The organism is Streptomyces sp. UC4497 (assembly GCF_054871485.1).
In genome coordinates, this window is record NZ_JBTYHB010000016.1 from 104,753 (window position 1) to 125,654 (window position 20,902).

The 20,902-nt window shown below is 71.5% G+C and carries 16 protein-coding genes; 9 read left to right on the forward strand and 7 right to left on the reverse strand.

Annotation, left to right across the window (positions count from 1 at the left end; genetic code table 11):
- The first annotated feature begins 32 nt into the window (after positions 1-32).
- Positions 33-2,012, forward strand: coding sequence for a hypothetical protein (locus ACYSUO_RS22945; protein WP_461778093.1), 1,980 nt, complete (start codon positions 33-35; stop codon positions 2,010-2,012).
- Between the two features lie 81 nt (positions 2,013-2,093).
- On the forward strand, positions 2,094-2,951 hold the full coding sequence (locus ACYSUO_RS22950; RefSeq protein WP_461778094.1) for an endonuclease/exonuclease/phosphatase family protein: 858 nt from the start codon (positions 2,094-2,096) through the stop codon (positions 2,949-2,951).
- 121 nt (positions 2,952-3,072) lie between these two features.
- Here the strand turns inward: ACYSUO_RS22950 and ACYSUO_RS22955 are convergent, their stop codons facing one another.
- The 5 genes from ACYSUO_RS22955 to ACYSUO_RS22975 all read right to left on the reverse strand — a co-directional run bounded on the left by ACYSUO_RS22955 (position 3,073) and on the right by ACYSUO_RS22975 (position 9,733).
- Positions 3,073-5,205, reverse strand: a complete 2,133-nt coding sequence (locus tag ACYSUO_RS22955; RefSeq protein WP_461778095.1) for a 3-hydroxyacyl-CoA dehydrogenase NAD-binding domain-containing protein — start codon at positions 5,203-5,205, stop codon at positions 3,073-3,075.
- On the reverse strand, positions 5,202-6,428 hold the full coding sequence (locus ACYSUO_RS22960; protein WP_461778096.1) for a thiolase family protein: 1,227 nt from the start codon (positions 6,426-6,428) through the stop codon (positions 5,202-5,204). The genes ACYSUO_RS22955 and ACYSUO_RS22960 overlap by 4 nt, the downstream gene beginning before the upstream one ends.
- Positions 6,429-6,737: 309 nt before the next feature.
- Entirely contained in the window at positions 6,738-8,039 is a 1,302-nt protein-coding gene (locus ACYSUO_RS22965; protein WP_461778097.1) for an HRDC domain-containing protein, read from the reverse strand.
- A gap of 99 nt (positions 8,040-8,138) precedes the next feature.
- A complete protein-coding gene (locus tag ACYSUO_RS22970) occupies positions 8,139-8,801 on the reverse strand; it encodes a response regulator transcription factor (RefSeq protein ID WP_266602921.1) in 663 nt (220 codons plus the stop codon).
- 308 nt (positions 8,802-9,109) lie between these two features.
- Positions 9,110-9,733: a DUF3000 domain-containing protein gene (locus ACYSUO_RS22975; protein WP_461778098.1), complete on the reverse strand. Its 624-nt coding sequence runs from the start codon at positions 9,731-9,733 to the stop codon at positions 9,110-9,112.
- A 214-nt stretch (positions 9,734-9,947) separates the two neighbouring features.
- Between ACYSUO_RS22975 and hemE the strand changes: the two genes are divergently transcribed.
- From hemE to ACYSUO_RS23000, 5 genes are all read left to right on the forward strand, one after another.
- Positions 9,948-11,036 carry a uroporphyrinogen decarboxylase gene (hemE, locus tag ACYSUO_RS22980; RefSeq protein WP_461778099.1) on the forward strand — a complete coding sequence of 363 codons (1,089 nt, stop codon included), beginning with the start codon at positions 9,948-9,950 and terminating at the stop codon, positions 11,034-11,036.
- A 134-nt stretch (positions 11,037-11,170) separates the two neighbouring features.
- Positions 11,171-12,541, forward strand: a complete 1,371-nt coding sequence (locus tag ACYSUO_RS22985) for an MFS transporter (protein WP_461778100.1) — start codon at positions 11,171-11,173, stop codon at positions 12,539-12,541.
- Positions 12,538-13,752, forward strand: a complete 1,215-nt coding sequence (locus ACYSUO_RS22990) for a CaiB/BaiF CoA transferase family protein (RefSeq protein ID WP_461778101.1) — start codon at positions 12,538-12,540, stop codon at positions 13,750-13,752. The genes ACYSUO_RS22985 and ACYSUO_RS22990 overlap by 4 nt, the downstream gene beginning before the upstream one ends.
- A 120-nt stretch (positions 13,753-13,872) precedes the next feature.
- The gene (locus ACYSUO_RS22995; RefSeq protein WP_461778102.1) at positions 13,873-15,090 is read left to right on the forward strand and encodes an acyl-CoA dehydrogenase family protein; all 1,218 of its coding nucleotides are present in this window, start codon (positions 13,873-13,875) and stop codon (positions 15,088-15,090) included.
- Positions 15,091-15,136: 46 nt separating this feature from the next.
- Positions 15,137-16,108, forward strand: coding sequence for a LysR family transcriptional regulator (locus tag ACYSUO_RS23000; protein ID WP_461778103.1), 972 nt, complete (start codon positions 15,137-15,139; stop codon positions 16,106-16,108).
- Positions 16,109-16,154: 46 nt separating this feature from the next.
- Here the strand turns inward: ACYSUO_RS23000 and ACYSUO_RS23005 are convergent, their stop codons facing one another.
- Together ACYSUO_RS23005 and ACYSUO_RS23010 are read right to left on the reverse strand one after the other, a co-directional pair.
- Positions 16,155-17,540 carry an FAD-dependent oxidoreductase gene (locus tag ACYSUO_RS23005; protein WP_461778104.1) on the reverse strand — a complete coding sequence of 462 codons (1,386 nt, stop codon included), beginning with the start codon at positions 17,538-17,540 and terminating at the stop codon, positions 16,155-16,157.
- A 55-nt stretch (positions 17,541-17,595) separates the two neighbouring features.
- On the reverse strand, positions 17,596-18,519 hold the full coding sequence (locus tag ACYSUO_RS23010; protein WP_461778105.1) for a DUF4349 domain-containing protein: 924 nt from the start codon (positions 18,517-18,519) through the stop codon (positions 17,596-17,598).
- A gap of 151 nt (positions 18,520-18,670) precedes the next feature.
- On the opposite strand from ACYSUO_RS23010, the gene hemG reads away from it, so the two are divergent.
- Complete coding sequence (hemG, locus tag ACYSUO_RS23015; protein ID WP_461778106.1) at positions 18,671-20,164, forward strand: protoporphyrinogen oxidase; 1,494 nt, start codon at positions 18,671-18,673, stop codon at positions 20,162-20,164.
- A gap of 4 nt (positions 20,165-20,168) precedes the next feature.
- Complete coding sequence (gene hemQ, locus ACYSUO_RS23020) at positions 20,169-20,900, forward strand: hydrogen peroxide-dependent heme synthase (RefSeq protein WP_461778107.1); 732 nt, start codon at positions 20,169-20,171, stop codon at positions 20,898-20,900.
- Positions 20,901-20,902 lie beyond the last annotated feature (2 nt).

Genomic DNA, 20,902 nt, shown 5'->3' on the forward strand with positions numbered 1-20,902 from the left:
CCGCTGTCGATCCCGACGACCGAGGAGGCCCGATGACCGCCCCGGAGACCTCGCCGCCCCGTTCCGTCCTGCACATCGTCGCCCATCAGGACGACGACCTGTACTTCATGAACCCCGACCTGGTGCGCTCCCTGCAGGACGGCGACGATGTCACGACTGTGATTCTCACCGCGGGAGAGGGCGACGGCATCAACGTCGACACCGAGGAACCGCAACGCAAGGCCGTGGCACCGGACTTCGCTCGCTACAGCACCGAACGCGGGTGCGGTCTGCGCTCGGCGTACGCCAGGATGGCGACGGGCGACCGCGACCGTCCCTGGCACCGCGAGGCGGTGGAGGTCGTACCCGGGTTCGTTGTGGAGCGGTTCACCCTCGTTGGCCACGCCTCCGTGTGTCTGTACTTCTTCCAGCTGCACATGGGCGCACCCACGGAGCGGGGCAGCCGCACCAGGCTGCACGAGCTGTGGGAAGGGGCGCTGCGTACCCAGCGCACGCTGCCCGTGCACGGCGGGGTCGTGACCGAGGCTCAGCACATCACCCGCGAACAGGTCATCGGCGGACTCACGGCATTGCTCGGCCGCATCCGGCCGACCACCGTCCGCACCATGGACCCCGACCCCGAACACGACGGTGGCAAAACGGAGTTCGTCTGTTCCGACCACGTCGACCACACGACGACCACCCAGTTCGCTCTCGCGGCACTCACTCGGCACCGCGAGGCCGGACACACCATCGTCGTCGAGCACTACCGCAGCTACGCGAACCGCTTCTGGGGCTACAACCTCGACTCGGACGCGGTGACGGAGAAGGGCGAGTACCTGGCGACGTACAGCGGTCTCGACGCCCCCGACGTCTGCCGGCACGGCACCTGTCACACCTGCGGTGACCGGCAGTTGGGACCGGATCCGTTCCGCAGCACACACATGATGAGCGCCGCCTACCGGTACTCGCCGACCACCGGGTGGCTGCGGCTCGGCCCGGGCGGCCGGCTCAACGCCTTCGGAGTGCTGGGCGGCAGGCTTGCTTTCTGGACGGAGACCGGGCCGGCGAGCGGCGAGTGGAAGGGGCCGTTCGTGCTCGGTGAGGGCTGGGTGGCGCCCACCCTGGCTGTTGCCGGGCTTCCCGGTGGACCCGCGGAACTCGCGGCCCTGCGCCGCCAGCACGTCATCGGCAGCGGAGTCACCGTCGACGTCGTCCACACCACCCAGGACCAGGACGGCAACGGATTCAGCGGCTGGCAGAGCCTGGAGAACCCCGACTGGGCGCACGGCGACGCGCGCCGCCAGCGGGAGTTGGGCGTGCCGCACGCTGCAGTCGACGCGGCCGGCCGACTGTACGTCTTCTGCCGTGACTTCGACCAGGGCATCAGCGTGCGCCGCAGGGAGACGGACGGTACCTGGGGGCCGTGGGAGAGTATCGGCGGCAGCTTCGTTCAGGACGCGGGCATGGCCGTCGCCACCGAGCGCGGCACCGTGGAGTTGTTCGTGCCGGGCAAGACCTCGGTCTGGCGCTGGCACCAGACCGAACCGGGAGGCCCGTTCCTGCTGGACGACACCCTCAAGACGGGGCGGCCGGCGACCGGCGGGCTCTCGGCGGTCGATTCCGGAGACGGTCGCACCTGCCTGTATTTCCGGGAGGCCGGGACCCAGCAGATCATGGCCTACCGGCAGCACGCCGACGGTCGCTGGCCCGGTTCGGGGGCGGGGCTCGGCGGCCATGGGGGCACCGGCGCGGTGGCCGCACTGTGGGCCCCCGAACGCGGGGCACGCGAGGCCTTCTTGGCGCATCGCGGTAGCCGGGGCCGAGTGGTCGTTTCCATGCCCGACAGGGACAAGGACGTCTCTGGTACGCACTGGCGGGAGTCGGGGGAGATGTTCGCGAACGCCCCGTCGATGGCGTACGACGCGTCCGGGGCGTTGGCCGTCGCGGTCATCGGCCTGGACGGCCGACTGCGGGTGCGGCGCCAGCTGGCACCCAGGGCAGGGAGCCCGCTGGGGCCGTGGAGTTCCTGACGTAGAACGTTCGTATGGCGTTCATGCGCCCTGTATGCGCACAATCCCACCATTGGTGGCGTCCTGGACACCAGGGGGAAAATGTCACGCAGACGATGGGTGAGCTGTGTCGCCTCCGCGGCCATGGGGCTCATCGTGATCATCGGAGTGCTGGTCGCGATGCCTGGCGACAAGGGCTTCACCGCCGCGCAGCGGCCGACCGTGCGGGTCATCCACTACAACCTGTGCGGTGCGGCGGCGCACTGCCCGTGGAACGCGGGCGGGAGCGGCGTCGGAACGTCGATCGCACGCCTCGCGCGGAGCGCGGCCCGGTATCGGCCGGCCCTGATCACCGTCAACGAGATCTGCCTGACCCAGTACGCACAGCTCAAGAAGAGGCTGGCGAAGGCGGGTTGGACGATGGACGGTACGTACGCCTCCTCGCAGGACAACGTACCGGCCTGCGGAAGCAGCGGACGGTTCGGTACGGCGGTGCTCAGCCGCGGGAACGTCCCGGACGGACAACAGGACTACCGTCGCTTCCGGCACACCGGCGGTGAGACCTATACCAACGGAGGCCGCACCGTCCTGGTCCGTAGGGGCCTGCTCTGCGCCCACACCAAGGCCCACGGCAGGCGCATCGTCGCGTGCACGGCGCACACATACTCCAAGGCCCCCGAACAACTGCGGGAGATCAGGGACTGGACGAGTGCATTGCCCAGGAACGTGCCCGTCGTGCTCGCCGGAGATCTGAACCTGCCGCCGGACGCGCAGGCGCTGTCCTGGCTCACGTCCCGGTTTGTCGAGGCGGACCGGGCGGACAGCGAACCCACCGCCGGAGGGCGGAAGATCGACTACCTTTTCGCCGGGCAACGGCACGTACAGTCCTGCGGCGCCGACGCCGTGAAGTATCGCGAGTCCGACCACGCGATGCTGAAGGGATGGTTCAGGACGAGGTGAGCCCCCCCCGGACAGAAAACTGTGGCGGCTACCCACGAACCATTCGTAGGTAGCCGCCACAGTCACATCCGACGCGCACCGTGCGTCACAACCGCACCGTCACGTCAGCAGCACACCGCCGTTACGCCGGAACCGAAGCCACCCCGGCCTCCAGGAACTTCTTCCCGTTGACCCGCTCCGAGACGCCCGCCCGGTCCAGGTACGGAGTGATTCCGCCCAGGTGGAAGGGCCAGCCGGCACCCGTGATCAGGCACAGGTCGATGTCCTGGGCCTCGGCCACGACGCCCTCGTCGAGCATCAGGCCGATCTCCTGGGCCACCGCGTCGAGGACGCGGTCGCGGACCTGGTCCTCGGACAGGACGACATCGCCCTGCTTGAGGAGCGCCGCGACCTCCGGGTCCAGCTCCGGCTTGCCGGAGTCGTAGACGTAGAAGCCGCGCTTGCCCGCCTTGACGACGGCCGCGAGGTTCGGGGAGACCGTGAAGCGCTCCGGGAAGGCGCGGTTGAGGGTCTCCGAGACGTGGAGACCGATCGCCGGGCCGACCAGCTCGAGCAGGACCAGCGGGGACATCGGGAGGCCGAGGGGCTCGACCGCCTTCTCCGCCACCGCCACCGGCGTGCCCTCGTCGATGACGTTCTGGATCTCGCCCATGAAGCGGGTCAGGATGCGGTTGACCACGAACGCCGGGGCGTCCTTGACCAGGACCGCCGTCTTCTTCAGCTTCTTGGCCACGCCGAACGCTGTCGCCAGCGCCGCGTCGTCCGTCTGCTCGCCGCGCACGATCTCCAGGAGCGGGAGGATCGCGACCGGGTTGAAGAAGTGGAAGCCGACCACGCGCTCGGGGTGCTTCAGCTTGGAAGCCATCTCGGAGACCGAGAGGGACGACGTGTTCGTCGCGAGGATCGCGTGCGCCGGGGCGACCGCCTCGACCTCCGCGAACACCTGCTGCTTGACGCCGATCTCCTCGAAGACCGCCTCGATGATGAAGTCCGCGTCGGAGAAACCGGAAGCCTTGTCGAGGACGCCGGAGACGAGGCCCTTCAGGCGGTTCGCCTTGTCCTGGTTGATGCGGCCCTTGCCGAGCAGCTTCTCGATCTCGGCGTGGACGTAGCCCACACCCTTGTCGACGCGCTCCTGGTCGATGTCCGTGAGGACGACCGGGACCTCCAGGCGGCGCAGGAACAGCAGGGCCAGCTGCGAGGCCATCAGGCCCGCGCCGACCACGCCGACCTTCGACACCGGGCGTGCCAGGTTCTTGTCCGGCGCGCCCGCCGGGCGCTTCGCGCGCTTCTGGACGAGGTTGAACGCGTAGATGCCCGCGCGCAGTTCGCCGCCCATGATCAGGTCCGCGAGGGCCTGGTCCTCGGCGTCGAAGCCGGCCTGGAGGTCACCGGACTTGGCGTTCGCGATGATGTCCAGCGCGCGGTACGCCGCCGGGGCAGCGCCGTGCACCTTGCCGTCGGCGATGAACTTGCCGCGCGCCACGGCCTGGTCCCAGGCCTCGCCGCGGTCGACGTCCGGGCGCTCGACCTTGACGTCGCCCTTGAGGACCTGAGCGGTCCAGAGGAGGGACTGCTCGAGGAAGTCCGCGCCCTCGAAGAGTGCGTCGGCGATGCCCAGCTCGTAGACCTGCTTGCCCTTGAGCTGCTTGTTCTGGTTGAGGCTGTTCTCGATGATGACCGAGACGGCCTTGTCCGCGCCGATCAGGTTCGGCAGGAGCGCGCAGCCGCCCCAGCCGGGCACGAGACCGAGGAAGACCTCGGGGAGGGAGAAGGCCGGGAGCGCCTGAGAGACGGTCCTGTAGGAGCAGTGGAGGCCGACCTCTACGCCGCCGCCCATCGCCGCGCCGTTGTAGTACGCGAACGTGGGGACCGCGAGGGCGGAGAGGCGCTTGAAGACCTCGTGGCCGCCCTTGCCGATGGCGAGCGCGTCGTCGTGCTTCTTCAGCAGCTCGACGCCCTTGAGGTCGGCGCCGACCGCGAAGATGAACGGCTTGCCGGTGACGCCGACGCCGACGATGTCGCCCTCGGCGGCCTCCTTCTCCACCTGGTCGATCGCCGTGTTCAGGTTGGCGAGCGAGGCCGGGCCGAAGGTGGTCGGCTTGGTGTGGTCCAGGCCGTTGTCCAGCGTGATGAGGGCGAACTTGCCCGCACCGTACGGGAGATCGAGGTGACGGACGTGCGCGGACGTCACTACCTCGTCGGGGAAGAGGGCCGAGGCGCCCTTCAGGAGCTCAGCGGTGGTGGTGCTCACTTGTCGCCTCCGGCGTCCTTGTGGTGCGGGTTCTCCCAGATGACCGTGGCGCCCATGCCGAAGCCGACGCACATGGTCGTGAGGCCGTAGCGGACCTCCGGCTGCTCCTCGAACTGGCGGGCCAGCTGCGTCATCAGACGGACGCCGGAGGAGGCGAGCGGGTGGCCGTACGCGATGGCGCCGCCGTACTGGTTGACGCGCGCGTCGTCGTCCGCGATGCCGTAGTGGTCCAGGAAGGCCAGGACCTGGATGGCGAACGCCTCGTTGATCTCGAAGAGGTTGATGTCCTCGATCGACAGGCCGGCCTTCGCGAGGGCCTTCTCCGTCGCCGGGATCGGGCCGTAGCCCATGACCTCCGGCTCCACGCCCGCGAAGGCGTAGGAGACGAGGCGCATCTTCACCGGGAGGTTGTTCTCGCGGGCGAAGTCCTCGGACGCGATGATCGAGGCCGTCGCGCCGTCGTTGAGACCGGCCGCGTTGCCGGCCGTGACGCGGCCGTGCGTGCGGAACGGGGTCTTGAGGCCCGCGAGGCTCTCGAGCGTCGTGCCCGGGCGCATCGGCTCGTCGGCCGTGACCAGGCCCCAGCCGGTCTCGCCGACCTCGGCGTTGGTGTTGCGGACGGAGATCGGGACGAGGTCCTGCTGGATCTTCCCGTTCGCGTACGCCTTCGCCGCCTTCTCCTGCGAGCGCACGGCGTACTCGTCGGCGCGCTGCTTGGTGATGTGCGGGTAGCGGTCGTGCAGGTTCTCGGCGGTCATGCCCATGAACAGCGCCGACTCGTCCACGAGCTTCTCGCTCACGAACCGGGGGTTCGGGTCGACGCCCTCGCCCATGGGGTGGCGGCCCATGTGCTCGACACCGCCCGCGATGACGGCGTCGTACGCGCCGAACGCGATGGAGCCCGCGGTGGTGGTGACGGCCGTGAGGGCGCCCGCGCACATGCGGTCGATGGAGTAGCCGGGGACCGACTGCGGCAGGCCCGCGAGGATGCCCGCGGTGCGGCCGATGGTCAGGCCCTGGTCACCGATCTGCGTGGTCGCGGCGACGGCGACCTCGTCGATCTGCGCGGGGTCCAGGTTCGGGTTGCGGCGCAGCAGCTCCCGGATGGACTTGACGACCAGGTCGTCGGCGCGGGTCTCGTGGTAGATGCCCTTCGGGCCCGCCTTGCCGAACGGGGTGCGGACGCCGTCGACGAAGACGACGTCCCTGACGGTACGAGGCACGATGGCTCTCCTCCAGGTGCGGGAATGCGCTGCCGCGCGGCGCGGGCGTCCGGTACGGACCCGTTTCCGGGTACGCGGACGGCGCGCTGCGAATACCGTCATGCTACTTGCGGGTAACCAAGTCTTGAAGCCCCCCTGCCCGGAGCGGCGAAGGTCACATGCTTTTGAGCCCCTGCGGCGATTGAGCAGCGGGGTCTGGGGCGGAGCCCCAGGGCGGAGGAGGACGGGGGCCGCCCCCTCCATGGGGCCCGTAAACGCCGTACGCCCCCCGACCTGAAGTCGAGGGGCGTACGAAAGAGGGGGACGGGATCAGGCCGTCAGCGCCGGAAGCAGCACCGGAGTCACCTGCTCCACCTGCCAGCGCCGCGCCCCGTGCGAGGCCAACGCCTCCGCCACGGATTCCGCGTCCACGACCGCCGGAGGCTCCCAGCACACCCGGCGCACGGTGTCCGGCGTGATCAGGTTCTCCTGGGGCATCGAGAGCGTCTCGGCGAGGGCCGTGACCGCCGCGCGCGCCGCCGAGAGGCGGGCCGCAGCGGCGGGGTCCTTGTCGGCCCAGGCGCGGGGCGGGGGCGGCCCGGTCGTGGCCTGGCCAGGCTGCGGCAGCTCGGAGTCCGGCAGAGCCCGCGCCCGGTCGACCGCCGCCTGCCACTGCTCAAGCTGGCGCCGGCCCATGCGGTGGCCGAAGCCGGGCAGCGCGGACAGCGCGTGCACATTGGGCGGCAGCGCGAGCGCGGCCTCGACGATCGCCGAGTCACCGAGCACCTTGCCCGGCGACACGTCCCGCCGCTGCGCGACCTGGTCGCGCGCCGTCCACAGCTCGCGGACGACCGCCATCTGACGCCGGCGCCGCACCTTGTGCATGCCGGACGTCCGCCGCCAGGGGTCCTTGCGCGGGGGCGGAGGCGGGGCCGAGGCGATGGCGTCGAACTCCTCGTGGGCCCACTCCAGCTTGCCCTGCCGGTCGAGCTCCTTCTCCAGCGCGTCGCGCAGGTCGACCAGGAGCTCGACGTCGAGCGCGGCGTAGCGCAGCCAGGGCTCGGGCAGCGGGCGCGTCGACCAGTCGACGGCGGAGTGGCCCTTCTCCAGTACGTAGCCAAGAACGTTCTCGACCATCGCGCCGAGGCCCACCCGCGGGAAACCGGCGAGCCGTCCGGCCAGCTCCGTGTCGAAGAGCCGGCCGGGCCGCATGCCTATGTCGCGCAGGCACGGCAGGTCCTGGGTGGCGGCGTGCAGGTCCCATTCGGCGTCGCCGATGGCCTCGCCGAGCGAGGAGAGGTCGGGGCAGGCGACCGGGTCGATGAGCGCGGTGCCCGCGCCCTCGCGGCGCAACTGCACCAGATAGGCGCGCTGCCCGTAGCGGTAGCCGGACGCGCGTTCGGCGTCGACGGCGACGGGTCCCGTGCCGGCGGCGAAGGCCGCGACGACATCGGCGAGCGAGGCCTCGTCGGCGATCACCGGCGGGATGCCCTCGCGGGGTTCGAGGAGGGGAGTGGGCGCACCGTCGACTGAACCAACAGATCCTTCAGCAGAAGATCCGCCGTCGTCCAGAGGGGCGCCTCCGGTGGTGCGCAGTGAACTGTCTGCTGCGGTCTCTTGGGCGTCGGTCACCTGTCAAGAGTATCTGTGAACGCACGGCGCCCGTCGACGGAACGTTCCGTCGACGGGCGCCGTGCCGAAGTAAACCGGACGAATCCGGCCACGGGTCGATCAGTGGATGATGCCGGTACGCAGCGCGACCGCGACCATGCCGGCCCGGTCACCCGTGCCGAGCTTGCGCGCGATACGGGCGAGGTGGCTCTTGACGGTCAGGGCGGACAGGCCCATCGAGACGCCGATGGCCTTGTTCGACTGGCCCTCGGCGACGAGCCGGAGCACCTCCACTTCGCGTCCTGAGAGTTCGCGGTAGCCGCCCGGGTGGCTCGGGGCACCCGGGGGGCGACGGTGCATACGGGCGGCCGCGGCGCCGATCGGGGCGGCGCCGGGGCGGGTGGGCAGACCGATGTTGGTACGGGTGCCGGTGACGACGTAGCCCTTGACGCCGCCCGCGAGGGCGTTGCGTACGGCACCGATGTCGTCGGCGGCGGAGAGGGCGAGCCCATTGGGCCAGCCCGCGGCTCGGGTTTCGGAGAGGAGCGTCAGGCCGGATCCATCGGGGAGGTGGACGTCGGCGACGCAGATGTCGCGGGGGTTGCCGATGCGGGGACGAGCCTCAGCGACGGACGAGGCCTCGATCACGTCACGAACACCGAGCGCCCACAGGTGGCGGGTCACGGTGGAACGGACGCGGGGGTCGGCCACGACCACCATCGCGGTCGGCTTGTTCGGGCGGTAGGCGACCAGGCTTGAGGGCTGCTCGAGGAGAACGGACACCAGGCCTCCTGGGGTGCGGGACGGAGCCGGCTCGGGGATGAAGCCGGGATGAACCGTGCTTTCAAGGTCACTGGGTCCTTCGGCACCAAACCCGTCCGCCTTTAGAGAATGATCACGATTTGGTGAGTAACAATGCGAGCAATTCGGACACACTGGCGATCATTCGAAAGGGTGCCGAATAGTCACGAGTCGCATCCAATCGAACCAAATCCGACCCACCGGGGCCATTTCGAAAGGACCCGAAACATGCGAAGGCCGCGTCGGAGCTGCTCCGACGCGGCCGAAAAAAGACCCTGTGAAACGGGCGGTCAGGAAGGTCGCGGTCCCCGCCGCTGAGGCAGCGTCACCACCGCGCCGTCCGGCCCCTGCGGCCCCGCCGCCACCGGCGGAAGGCCCGCGATCTGGCACAGCACCTCGCACCACGCCGCGAGATGCGCCGCCGTGTCCGGTACGCCGCCCAGGCCCTCGCGCGGTGTCCACGACGCCCGGATCTCGATCTGCGAGGCGGGCGCCCGGTCACTGAGCCCGCCGAAGTAGTGCGAACTCGCACGGGTGACTGTGCCCGAGGGCTCCCCGTACGAGAGGCCGCGGGCCTGCAGCGCGCCCGTCAGCCAGGACCAGGAGACGTCCGGGAGGAGGGGGTCGGCCGCCATCTCGGGTTCGAGTTCGGCCCGGACCAGGGTCACGAGCCGGAACGTGCCGTGCCAGGCGTCGTGGCCCGCCGGATCGTGCAGCAGGACGAGCCGGCCGTCGGCCAGATCCTCGTCACCGTCGACGACCGCGGCCTCGAGTGCGTAAGAAAAGGGGGCCAGGCGCTGCGGCGGCCGCGTCGGGTCGATCTCGATCTCCGGGCGGAGCCGCGCGGACCGCAGGGCGTCGACCGCCGTACGGAAGGCGGGCGGGGTGGGGTCGTGCTCCTGTGCAGCGTTCATGTCCCGAGCGTTCTGCCCCTCCCGCACCGATTCACTCATCCCGCCTGTGTCGTCGTGGTCGTCGCGCCCGTCGCCCGACCGTTGTCCCTGAGCCGCAGCCATGCCGGGAAGGTTAAGGGGAGGGAGCCCCGCGCGCGGGGAGGGACACCCCTCACGGAGCCCCCTTCCCCATGTCCTTCACAGGCGACCTTCAGGGCGTGCGAAACTTTCGGGTGTGAGTGCCAACACCGAGGCCACGGGCCAGCAGCCGTCAGCGACGTACGAAACCACCAAGGCCACCGAGAACTCGGCCTTCCTCAAGGCGTGCAGGCGCGAGCCCGTGCCGCACACGCCGGTGTGGTTCATGCGCCAGGCCGGCCGCTCGCTGCCCGAGTACCACAAGGTGCGCGAGGGCATCGCGATGCTGGACTCCTGCATGCGCCCCGACCTGGTCGCCGAGATCACGATGCAGCCGGTGCGCCGCCACAACGTGGACGCGGCGATCTACTTCAGCGACATCGTCGTGCCCCTCAAGGCCATCGGCATCGACCTCGACATCAAGCCCGGTGTCGGCCCCGTCATCGCCAACCCGATCCGCACGCGCGCCGACCTGGCCCAGCTGCGGGACCTCACCCCCGAGGACGTCTGGTACGTCACGGAGGCCATCGGGCTGCTCACCGCCGAGCTCGGCGAGAAGCCGCTGATCGGCTTCGCGGGCGCCCCGTTCACGCTCGCCAGCTACCTAGTGGAGGGCGGCCCGTCCCGCAACCACGAGCACACCAAGGCGCTCATGTACGGCGACCCGCAGCTCTGGGCCGACCTGGTCGACCGGCTCGCCGAGATCACCTCCGCGTTCCTGAAGGTGCAGATCGAGGCCGGCGCCAGCGCCGTCCAGCTGTTCGACTCCTGGGTGGGGGCGCTCGCGCCCGCCGACTACCGACGCTCCGTGATGCCCGCATCGGCGAAGGTCTTCGAGTCCATCGCCGGCTACGGCGTCCCCCGGATCCACTTCGGTGTCGGCACGGGCGAGCTGCTCGGGCTCATGGGCGAGGCCGGCGCGGACGTCGTCGGCGTCGACTGGCGCGTCCCGCTCGACGAGGCCGCGCGCCGCGTCGGCCCCGGCAAGGCGCTCCAGGGCAACTTCGACCCGGCCATCCTCTTCTCCACGCAGGAGGCCGTCGAGACCAGGGCCCGCGAGGTCCTCGACGCCGCCTCCGGCCTGGAGGGCCACGTGTTCAACCTCGGCCACGGCGTCCCGCCCAACACCGACCCGGACTCGCTGACCCGCCTCGTCGAGTACGTGCACACGCAGACCGCCAAGTAGTTCGCGCGGCCGCAGGGGCCCTTCGGAATTACCGAAGGGCCCCTGCGGAAAACGGCCGTTGTTCGCGCCCGCCACCTCCGATTGCCTGTGCGGTGCGCCACCTCACTCGGTGGCGCGGGACCGTGGAGGTGGACGTGACCGCGCATGCAGCGTCGCAGGCGGCGGCCGGGGCCGGGACGGCGAGAACGCCCGGGTTCCGTCGAGGGGTGTCATCGGCGGACTGGTGGATCATCGGCCTGCTGCTGGCCTTCTTCACCCTGAACTTCGCCGACAAGGCGGCCATCGGGCTCGCCGCGCCCGACCTGGAGAAGGACCTCGGGCTCACCGCCGCCCAGTACGGCCTGATGTCGAGCGCCTTCTTCTGGCTGTTCGCGGCGGGCGCGGTCGTCCTCGCGCTGTTCTTCCGGCGGATCGGCTGGCGCTGGTCCGCCGCCGGGCTGATGATCGCGTGGGTGGCGAGCATGGCGCCGCTGACCGTGCCCACCACGGTGGGCGTGGTGATCGCGTCGCGGATGGTGCTCGGTTTCTTCGAAGGCCCCGCCCACGCCCTGTGCCAGTCCGTCGTGGCGGACCGCTTCCCCTCCGAGCGGCGGGCGTTCGCGGGCGCGGTCGTCAATGCCGGTTCATCGGTCGGGCCCTTGGTGGCCACGCCGCTGCTCACGTGGGTCATCGTCACCTGGACCTGGCACGCGGCGTTCATCGTGCTCGTCGCCATCGGGGCGGTGTGGGCGGTCGTATGGCTGGTCGTGACGCGGCGGGAGCCCGGGATGGGGCCGCGTCCCGCGGCGCCCACGGTGGCGGAGGCCGACCCCAACGGTGACATCGACGTACCGCTGACCTCGCTCCTGCGCACCGGCAGCTTCTGGGGACTGGCCCTGCTCTCCTTCGCCGGGTACCTCATCTCCTCGCTCAAGGTGTCCTGGCTGCCCTCGTTCCTGCACGACGGGATGGGCTACTCGCGCGGCACCGTCGGGCTCCTCGCCACGCTCCCGTACGGGCTCGCGATCGTTGTGCTGCTCACCGCAGGGCTGATCTCGGGGCGGATGCTGAAGGCCGGGCGTTCGGCGCGGGCCGCGCGCGGATTCCTGACGATGGGCTATCTGTGCTTCGCGGGCGTCGCCATGATCGCCTTTACGCAGGTGCCGCCGGGCGGGCTCCAACTGGCCCTGGTGGTCGCCGCGTTCTCCATCAACAGCGTGGCGTTCTCGGTCGCCTTCGCGGGCGCCGCCGACTTCCTGCCCCGCAGGCACCGACCCGGCTTCTTCGGCTGCATCATCGCCGCGTACAGCGTCGCGGGGATCGTCGCGCCGTGGCTGCTCGGCGTCATCGTGGACGCCGCGGACACCGTCTCGCAGGGGTACGCCGACGGGTTCCTGGTCGTCGGCATCACCATCTGCGTCTTCGCCGTCGCGGGCGGGCTGCTGCTGAACCCGGCGCGCTCGCGGGAGGCGCTGCTGGCCGAGACCGCGAAGCGCCGCGCCGCGTCCGTGGAGGTGGCCCGATGAACGCTCTCGCAGGGCTGCGCGTCCTCGACTTCGGGCAGTACATCGCCGCGCCCGGAGCCGGGCAGAACCTCGCCGACCTCGGCGCCGACGTCATCAAGGTGGAACCCCTCTCCGGCGACCAGGCGCGCGGCATCGGCCCCTTCGGCACCGCCATGGTCCGCGCCAACAACCGCGGCAAGCGCAGCATCGCCGTCGACCTGCGCGCGCCCGAGGGCGAGGCCGTGGTGCGCGAACTGCTCGCGTCGGCCGACGTACTGCTGCACAACTTCCGGCACGGCGTCAGTGAACGCCTCGGCCTCGGCCCCGAGGTGCTCCTTGCCCGCCACCCGCGGCTCGTCTACGGCTTCGTCACCGGGTTCGGCACGCGGGGCCCCTCGGCGTACCGGGTCGGGCTCGACATCGCGGCGCAGGCCGAGTTCGCCGTCATGGACCTCACCGGGGCGGCCGACGGAGATCCGCAGCGGGTGGGCTTCGCGGTGGCGGACGTGCTGGCGGCGCAGGCGCTGACGTCCGGTGTGCTCGCCGCGCTGCTCCAGCGCGCGGCCACGGGGCGCGGTGATGTCGTCGAGACCTCGCTCATGGAGGCCGTCGTGCACGCCCAGGCGTCCACCTGGGCCGAGCACGAGCTGAGCGGCAGCGTCCCGCGGCGGCGCGGCAACGGGCAGGCGCTGGCGGCGCCCGCCGCGGACCTGGTGCGGACCCGGGACGGCGGGGCGCTGGTCCTCTCCGCGTACACGAAGGAGAAGTTCGCGGCGCTGTGCGAGGTGATCGGGCGGCCCGAGCTGGCCGGTGACCCCCGGTTCGCGTCCAACCCCGCGCGGGTCGAGCACCGGCCGGAACTTCTCGATCTGCTGCACGCCAGCCTCGGCCGGCTCGACCGGGCCGAGGCCCTGGAGCGGTTGCGCGGCGCGGGCATCGTGTGCGGGGCGGTGCGGAGCTTCGACGAACTCGCCGACGACCCTGATGTACGGGCCTCCGGGCTGATCGCGGACTGCGGTGGCGGGCACACCGCCCCCACGACTGCGTTCTCGCTGGGCGGGCGGCGTCCCGTCAGTACGCCGCCGGTGCCGCGGGTCGGTGAGCACACCGTGAGCATCCTGGCGGAGCTCGGCCGGGGCGAGGCGGAGATCCGTGCGTTGGTCGACGGCGGCGCTGTCGCGGCGGCGGATGTCGCCTGCGGCGATGTGCCGTTCCGTGGCCGGACCCCTTAGCCGTCGTTGCGCGGCGCCGTGGGCCGCCTTGCCCACCCTGCCGCCCTTGGCCGCAGATTGCCCAAGGCGGGGGCGGCACCCCGTCGTCCCCCGTCGTCACCACCCCGTAGGAGAAACCGCATGATCGACCCCGACGTCTTCGAGCTCGGCTTCGAGGCGTACTTGGAGCGCGTGGCCCGCCTCACCGACGATGTACTCATCCCAGCGGAACAGGAGATGGTGGAAGCGGGGGAGGTCCCCGAGCGAGTGGTGGAGGCGCTCGCGCGCAACGGGCTGTTCGGTGTGTCGATACCGCGGCGGCTCGGCGGGCTCGACTGGTCCATGAGCCAACAGGTGCGGCTGACCATGGAGTTCACCCGCGCGTCGTGCGTGTACCGGTCGCGGTTCTCCACCGTCATCGGGCTGTGCTCGCAGGCGATCCTCGACCACGGCACCGACGAGCAGCGCGAGGGGCTGTTGCCGAAGATGGCGGCGGGGGAGCACGTCACCGCGTTCGCGCTCACCGAGCCCGGTGCCGGGTCCGACGCCGGTTCGCTCACCACCACCGCGCGCCGGGCCGACGGCGGCTGGGTCATCGACGGGCACAAGCGGTACATCACCAATGCCCACTGGGCTGACGAGCTGGTCGTGTTCGCGCGGACGGGCGAGCCCGGCGAGGGAGCCGCCGGCGTCTCCGCGTTCCTCGTGCCGCGCGACACCGAAGGCGTCACGACCCGGCTGCCCACCCGCATGAACGGGCACGCGGAGGCGCCGGTCGCCGAGATCGACCTCGCCGGGGTGCGGGTCGCCGACTCCGCGCTGCTCGGCGGCGAACTCGGCGCCGGGTTCAAGGCCGCGCTGCGCGGCATCAACCACGCCCGGCTGCACGTCGCCGCCACCTGCGTCGGACAGGCCACCCGGATGCTGGAGGAGACCTCACGACACCTGTCGGGCCGGGAGCAGTTCGGGGCGCCCCTGGCCGACCTCGGCGCCGTCCAGGCCGACCTCGGCCGCTGCTTCGCCGACCTGGAGGCCGCCCGCGCGCTCACCATGGAGGCGGCGCACGCCTTCGACTCCGGCACCGTGCCACGCCACCGCATCGCCGCCGCCAAGCTGTTCGCCTCCGAGATGGCGAGCCGCGTCGCGGACCGCTGCGTCCAGCTCCTCGGCGGCGAGGGCATCGTCGGCGACCACCCCGTACCGCGCATGTGGCGCGACGTACGGGCGCTGCGGATCTACGAGGGCTCGTCGCCGGTGCACGAGCGCAACCTCGGCCGCGCGGTGAGCAGGCAGGTCGGCGTGGACGGGACGCTGCCCGACACTTACCGTGTCACCCGCGGACCGGCCGTGGGCGCGTAAGGCCTGGTCATCACCCGGGTCCGTTCGACGAGGCACGGGAGTCCCGGTGGAGCTGAGACAGCTGGAGCAGTTTCTGGCCGTGGTGGACCACGGCGGTCTCGGGCGCGCCGCCGAGCGCCTGTACCTGTCGCAGCCCACCGTCTCCGGGTCCATCAAGGCCCTGGAGCGCGAGCTGAAGGTCGAGCTGTTCCACCGCACCGCGCGCCGCCTCGTGCCGACCTCCGCGGGGCGCCAGCTGGTGCCGCTGGCGCGGCGGGTGCTCGACGACGTGGTCGCCGTCCAGGACGCGATGCGCAGCGCCCGGGAGGTCGGCGGGGGCGTGCTCACGGTGATGTGCACGCCCGACATGTCCGGGGAGGCGGTGGCGTCCTGGGCCGGCGGGTTCACGCGCGCGTATCCGGCGGTCCGGCTCGACATCAGCGAGGTCGGCTCCCGGCACGAACTCGTGGCGGCGGTCGCCGACGGGCGGGCCGAACTGGGCTTCACGCTTGCCCCGGACGAACTCCGCGGTGACCTCGCCTTCATCGAACTGGGCGTGCAGCGGCTGCTGTTGGTACGCCCACCAGGGCTCGGCGGCCCCGCGGCGGGCGCGCGGCGCGTCCCCCTCGCCGGGATCGGTGACCTGCCGCTCGCCCGCCGCCAGGTCACCCGTAACGAGGAGGACGCCGTGCAGGCGGCGCTGGCCGCGCACGGCGTCGACCCGACGACCGGCGCGACCGTGCCCAGCCGCAGCGCCCAGCTCGCCTTCGTGCTCAGGTCCGGGTTCCAGGCGTTCCTGCCGCTGCGGATGTGCGCGGCGGCGCTCGACGCGGGGGCCGAGGTCGTCGAGACCGACCCGCTGATCGAGTCGCCGTTCGGCGTCGTGCACCGCGCAGGCGAACTCGCCCCTGCCGCGCAGCAGTTCGTGGCCGATGTCCGGTCGGCACTGCGGGCGTGGTTCGACGCCATCGAGGCGGGGAGGGAGTCCGGGCTCGGGTTGGTGGACGCGGTCGCGGCGGCGCGGGAGGGGGCGCTTTGAGGCGGTGCGCCGAGTCGGTCCGTTGAGGTGGCGCGCCGAGGCGGTGTCAGCCCGCCCGTACCGCCGCCACCGCCTTTCGTGCCGCCACCAGTACCGGGTCCCACACCGGTGAGAACGGTGGGGCGTAGCCCAGGTCGAGGGCGGTCATCTGTTCCACCGTCATGCCCGCCGTGAGCGCGACCGCTGCCACGTCGACCCGCTTCGCCGCGCCCTCGCGGCCCACGATCTGCACGCCGAGCAGGCGGCCCGTGCGCCGCTCGGCCAGCATCTTCACCGTCATCAGCGCCGCGCCGGGGTAGTAACCCGCCCTGCTGGTCGACTCGATGGTGACGGTCACGTACTGCAATCCCGCACGCCGTGCGTCCTTCTCGCGCAGGCCCGTACGGGCGATCTCCAGGTCGCACACCTTGCTGACGGCCGTGCCGACGACGCCGGGGAACGTCGCGTAGTCCCCGCCGACGTTGGCGCCGATGACCTGGCCGTGCTTGTTGGCGTGGGTGCCGAGCGCGATGTGCCGCTCGCTTCCCGACACCAGGTCCAGTACCTCGACGCAGTCGCCGCCCGACCAGATGTTCTCGTGGCCCCGCACCCGCATCGACCGGTCCGTGAGCAGCCCGCCGTGCGCCCCGAGCGGCAGCCCGGCCTCCTGCGCGAGGGTCGTCTCCGGGCGCACGCCGATCCCCAGCACCACCACGTCCGCCGGGTACTCGGCGTCGTCCGTGACCACCGCGCGGGCCCGGCCGTCGTCCCCGGTGAGGATCTTCGTCACCTCGGCGTCGTCGACCATGGTGATGCCCATGCCGGTCATCGCCTCGTGCACGAGCCGACCCATGTCCGCGTCGAGCGTCGACATCGGCTCGGCACCGCGGTTCACCACCGTCACCTCGTACCCGCGGTGGATCAGCGCCTCCGCCATCTCCACACCGATGTACCCGGCGCCCACGACCACGGCGTGCCGGCCCTCGGTCGCCCGCAGCGTGTCGAGCAGCGCCTGACCGTCGTCGAGCGTCTGAACGCCGTGCACGCCCGGCGCGTCGATGCCGGGCAGGTCGGGGCGGACGGGCCGGGCACCGGTGGCGATCACGAGCTTGTCGTACGAGGTCCAGGACTCGGCCCCGCCGTCCAACTCGCGGGCGCGTACGCGGCGGCCCGCGACGTCGATCTCCGTGACCTCCGTGCGGGTGCGGAGGTCGATGTCGCGGGCCCTGTGCTCCTCGGGGGTGCGGGCGATCAGGTCGTCGCGATCGGTGACCTGTCCGCCCACCCAGTACGGGATGCCGCATGCGGAGTACGACGTGAAGTGGCCCCGTTCGAAGGCCACGATCTCCAGTTCGTCCGGGCCCTTGAGACGGCGGGCCTGCGACGCGGCGGACATGCCGGTGGCGTCGCCGCCGATGACCACGAGGCGCTCGCGCGCGGTGTCGGTGCTCATTTCTTTACGCTAACCCGGGGTTGCGGCCGCGGGGCGCTGCCCCGGACCCCGCGCCTCAATCGCCGGCGGGGCTTGATTCGGGTTGCGGTTGCGGGGCTCCGCGCCTCAATCGCCGGAGGGGCTTGAAAGCCAGGAACGCCACCAGCGCCAGCAGTGCCGCGAACGGGAGGACCGCCGCCAGGGCGATGCCGATCCATTTCAGGGTCGTGGTGAAGGCGTCCCAGCCGCCCGACAGGGCGTCGAGGAGGTCCGGGTCGTCGTCCGCCGCCTGTGCGGGCGAAGGTGTCTCGGTCAGGCGCAGGGTGATGGTCGCGAGGCTCGTGCGGTCCTTGAGGGAGTCCTGCTGCGCGAGCAGCGCCTCCAGCTCCGACTGGCGCGTGCCCAGCTCGCCCTCCAGGGTCACCACGTCGCTCAACTTCTCCGCCCGGTCCATGAGTTCCCGCACCCGCGCCACGCTCGCCCGCTGCGACTTGATGCGGCTCTCGACGTCCACGACCTGGTCCGTTACGTCCTTCGCCGTCACGTTCCGCTCCAACAGGCGCCCGCTGCCCGCGAGTTGGTCGAGCACGTCCTCGTACGACTCCTGCGGTACGCGCAGGGTCACGCGGGAGCGTTCGTGGCCGTGGCCGTCCCGGTCGGTGGTCTCGTCGCCGACCATGCCGCCCGCGTTCTCGGCGGCGGTGCGGGCCTTGTCGAGTGCGTCCGGGACGTCCTTGACGCGTACGGAGAGGTGCGCGGTGCGGATGATGTGCACGCCGGTCGGTTTCGGTGGCTTCTTGGTCTGTTGGCCGCTGGAGTCGGCCTTGCCGCCGCCCGCGCCGAGGTCGCTCTTGGCGGCCTTGTCGCCGTCGGAGCTGCCGCCCGCGTCGCCGCCCGCACCCGAGCAGCCCGTCAGCGCGAGCAGCACCGCGAACAGTGCCGCGGCGAGCAGAGCCAGCGGTCGTGGCCGGGTGCGTGTCGTCGTACTGAAGCAGTGCATGGGCGTACCCCCGAGGGACGTGACGGTCGTCGGACGTCCCTTCGACGCGCGAGGCCCCCGAACGGTGGTTGCCGACCGGTCCCGAAGCGGTCACGGTCGGGACACGGCCGCGCGCGTCAATCTGGAGCTGACGTTCTGACAAAGTGGGGGCATGCGTGAAGCGGACACTGTGACGAAGACGGGTCGGGGCAGGCGGGGCAGGAAAGTCCTCGTCATCGGCGGCGGAATTGCCGGCCTCGCGGCCGCCCACCGGTTGCTCGACGGGAGCGAGCGGGGCGGGCCGGTGCACGTGACCGTCCTGGAGGCCGGCGAACGGCTCGGCGGCAAGCTGCACACCGGCGAGATCGCCGGCACGCGCGTCGACCTCGGCGCCGAGTCGATGCTGGCCCGCCGCCCCGAAGCGGTCGGTCTCGCCCGCGAAGTGGGCCTCGGCGACCGGTTGCAGCCGCCCAGCACGGCCACCGCCTCCATCTGGACCCGTGGCGCCCTGCGCCCGATGCCCAAGGGCCACGTCATGGGCGTGCCCGGCACCGCGGAGGCGCTCGATGGCGTTCTCTCCGACGAGGGTCTGCGCCGCATCCGCCGCGACGACCACCTGCCGCCCACCCACCTCGGCGAGGACGTCTCCGTCGGCAGGTACGTCTCCGCGCGTCTGGGCCGCGAGGTCGTCGACCGGCTCGTCGAACCGCTGCTCGGCGGCGTCTACGCGGGCGACGCCGACCTGATCTCGATGCGCAGCGCCGTGCCGCAGCTGTTCGAGGAGGCGGCGCGCCACGTCTCGCTCACGGAGGCCGTCCGCGCCATCCAGGAGCGCGCCGCGGCCAACCAGCAGACCGGGCCCGTGTTCATGGGCATCGACGGCGGCATCGGTACGTTGCCGGGGGCGGTCGCCGACGCCGTGCGCGCCAAGGGCGGCGAGATCCTGCTCGGCGAGCGCGCCACCACCCTCACGACCCGCGACGGACTGTGGCAGCTCCGCACCGAGTCCGGCCGCACTTTCGAGGCGGACCAGGTGATCGTCGCGCTCCCGGCCCCCGCCGCCGCGAGCCTGCTGCGCACGGCGTCCCCGATGGCCTCGCAGGAGCTGCGCCGCATCGAGTACGCCTCCATGGCGCTGATCACGATGGCGTTCCGGAAGTCGGAGGCGGACGTCCCGGAGGGCAGCGGCTTCCTCGTCCCGCCGGTCGACGGCCACACCATCAAGGCCGCCACCTTCGCCTCCCGCAAGTGGGGCTGGATCGCCGAGCAGAACCCCGACCTGCTCGTCGTACGCACCTCCGTCGGCCGGTACGGCGACGAGAAGGACCTCGCCCGCGACGACAACGATCTCGTCGACCTCTCCCGCCAGGACCTGCGCGAGGCCACCGGCCTCGACGCCGCCCCGGTCGACGCGCACGTCACGCGCTGGAAGGACGGCCTGCCCCAGTACCCCGTCGGGCACGCCGCCCGCGTCGACCGGATCCGCGAGCACATCGCCGCCGTACCGGGCCTCGCCGTGTGCGGAGCCGCGTACGACGGCGTCGGCATCCCGGCGTGCATCGCCAGCGCGTACGCGGCCGTGGACATCCTCGGCGGCGACACCACGGCCCTCGACGAGCTGAAGGCCGACCCGGTGCAGAGCATGCACGGCGGAGCGGGAGAATGAGGACATGAGTGACGACGCCACCACCCCCGAGGCCGCCCGCGTTCCGAACAAGGGCAAGCTGGCCAAGGACCTCAACGAGGTCATCCGCTACACCCTCTGGTCCGTCTTCAAGCTGAAGGACGTGCTCCCCGAGGACCGTTCCGGGTACGCGGACGAGGTCCAGGAGCTGTTCGACCAGCTCGCCGCGAAGGACGTGACGATCCGCGGCACGTACGACGTGTCGGGCCTGCGCGCCGACGCCGACCTCATGATCTGGTGGCACGCGGAGACGTCCGACCAGCTCCAGGAGGCGTACAACCTCTTCCGCCGCACGAAGCTGGGCCGCGCGCTCGACCCGGTGTGGTCGAACATGGCGCTGCACCGCCCCGCCGAGTTCAACCGCTCGCACATCCCGGCGTTCCTCGCCGACGAGACGCCGCGCGACTACATCTCGGTGTACCCCTTCGTGCGCTCCTACGACTGGTACCTGCTGCCCGACGACGAGCGCCGCAAGATGCTCGCCGACCACGGCAAGATGGCGCGCGGCTACCCGGACGTGCGGGCCAACACGGTCGCGTCCTTCTCGCTGGGCGACTACGAGTGGATCCTCGCGTTCGAGGCGGACGAGCTGTACCGGATCGTGGACCTGATGCGGTTGCTGCGGGCGTCCGAAGCGCGGAGGCACGTCCGTGAAGAGGTGCCGTTCTTTACGGGGCGGCGGAAGTCGGTTTCGGAGTTGGTGGCTGGGCTCGCCTGATT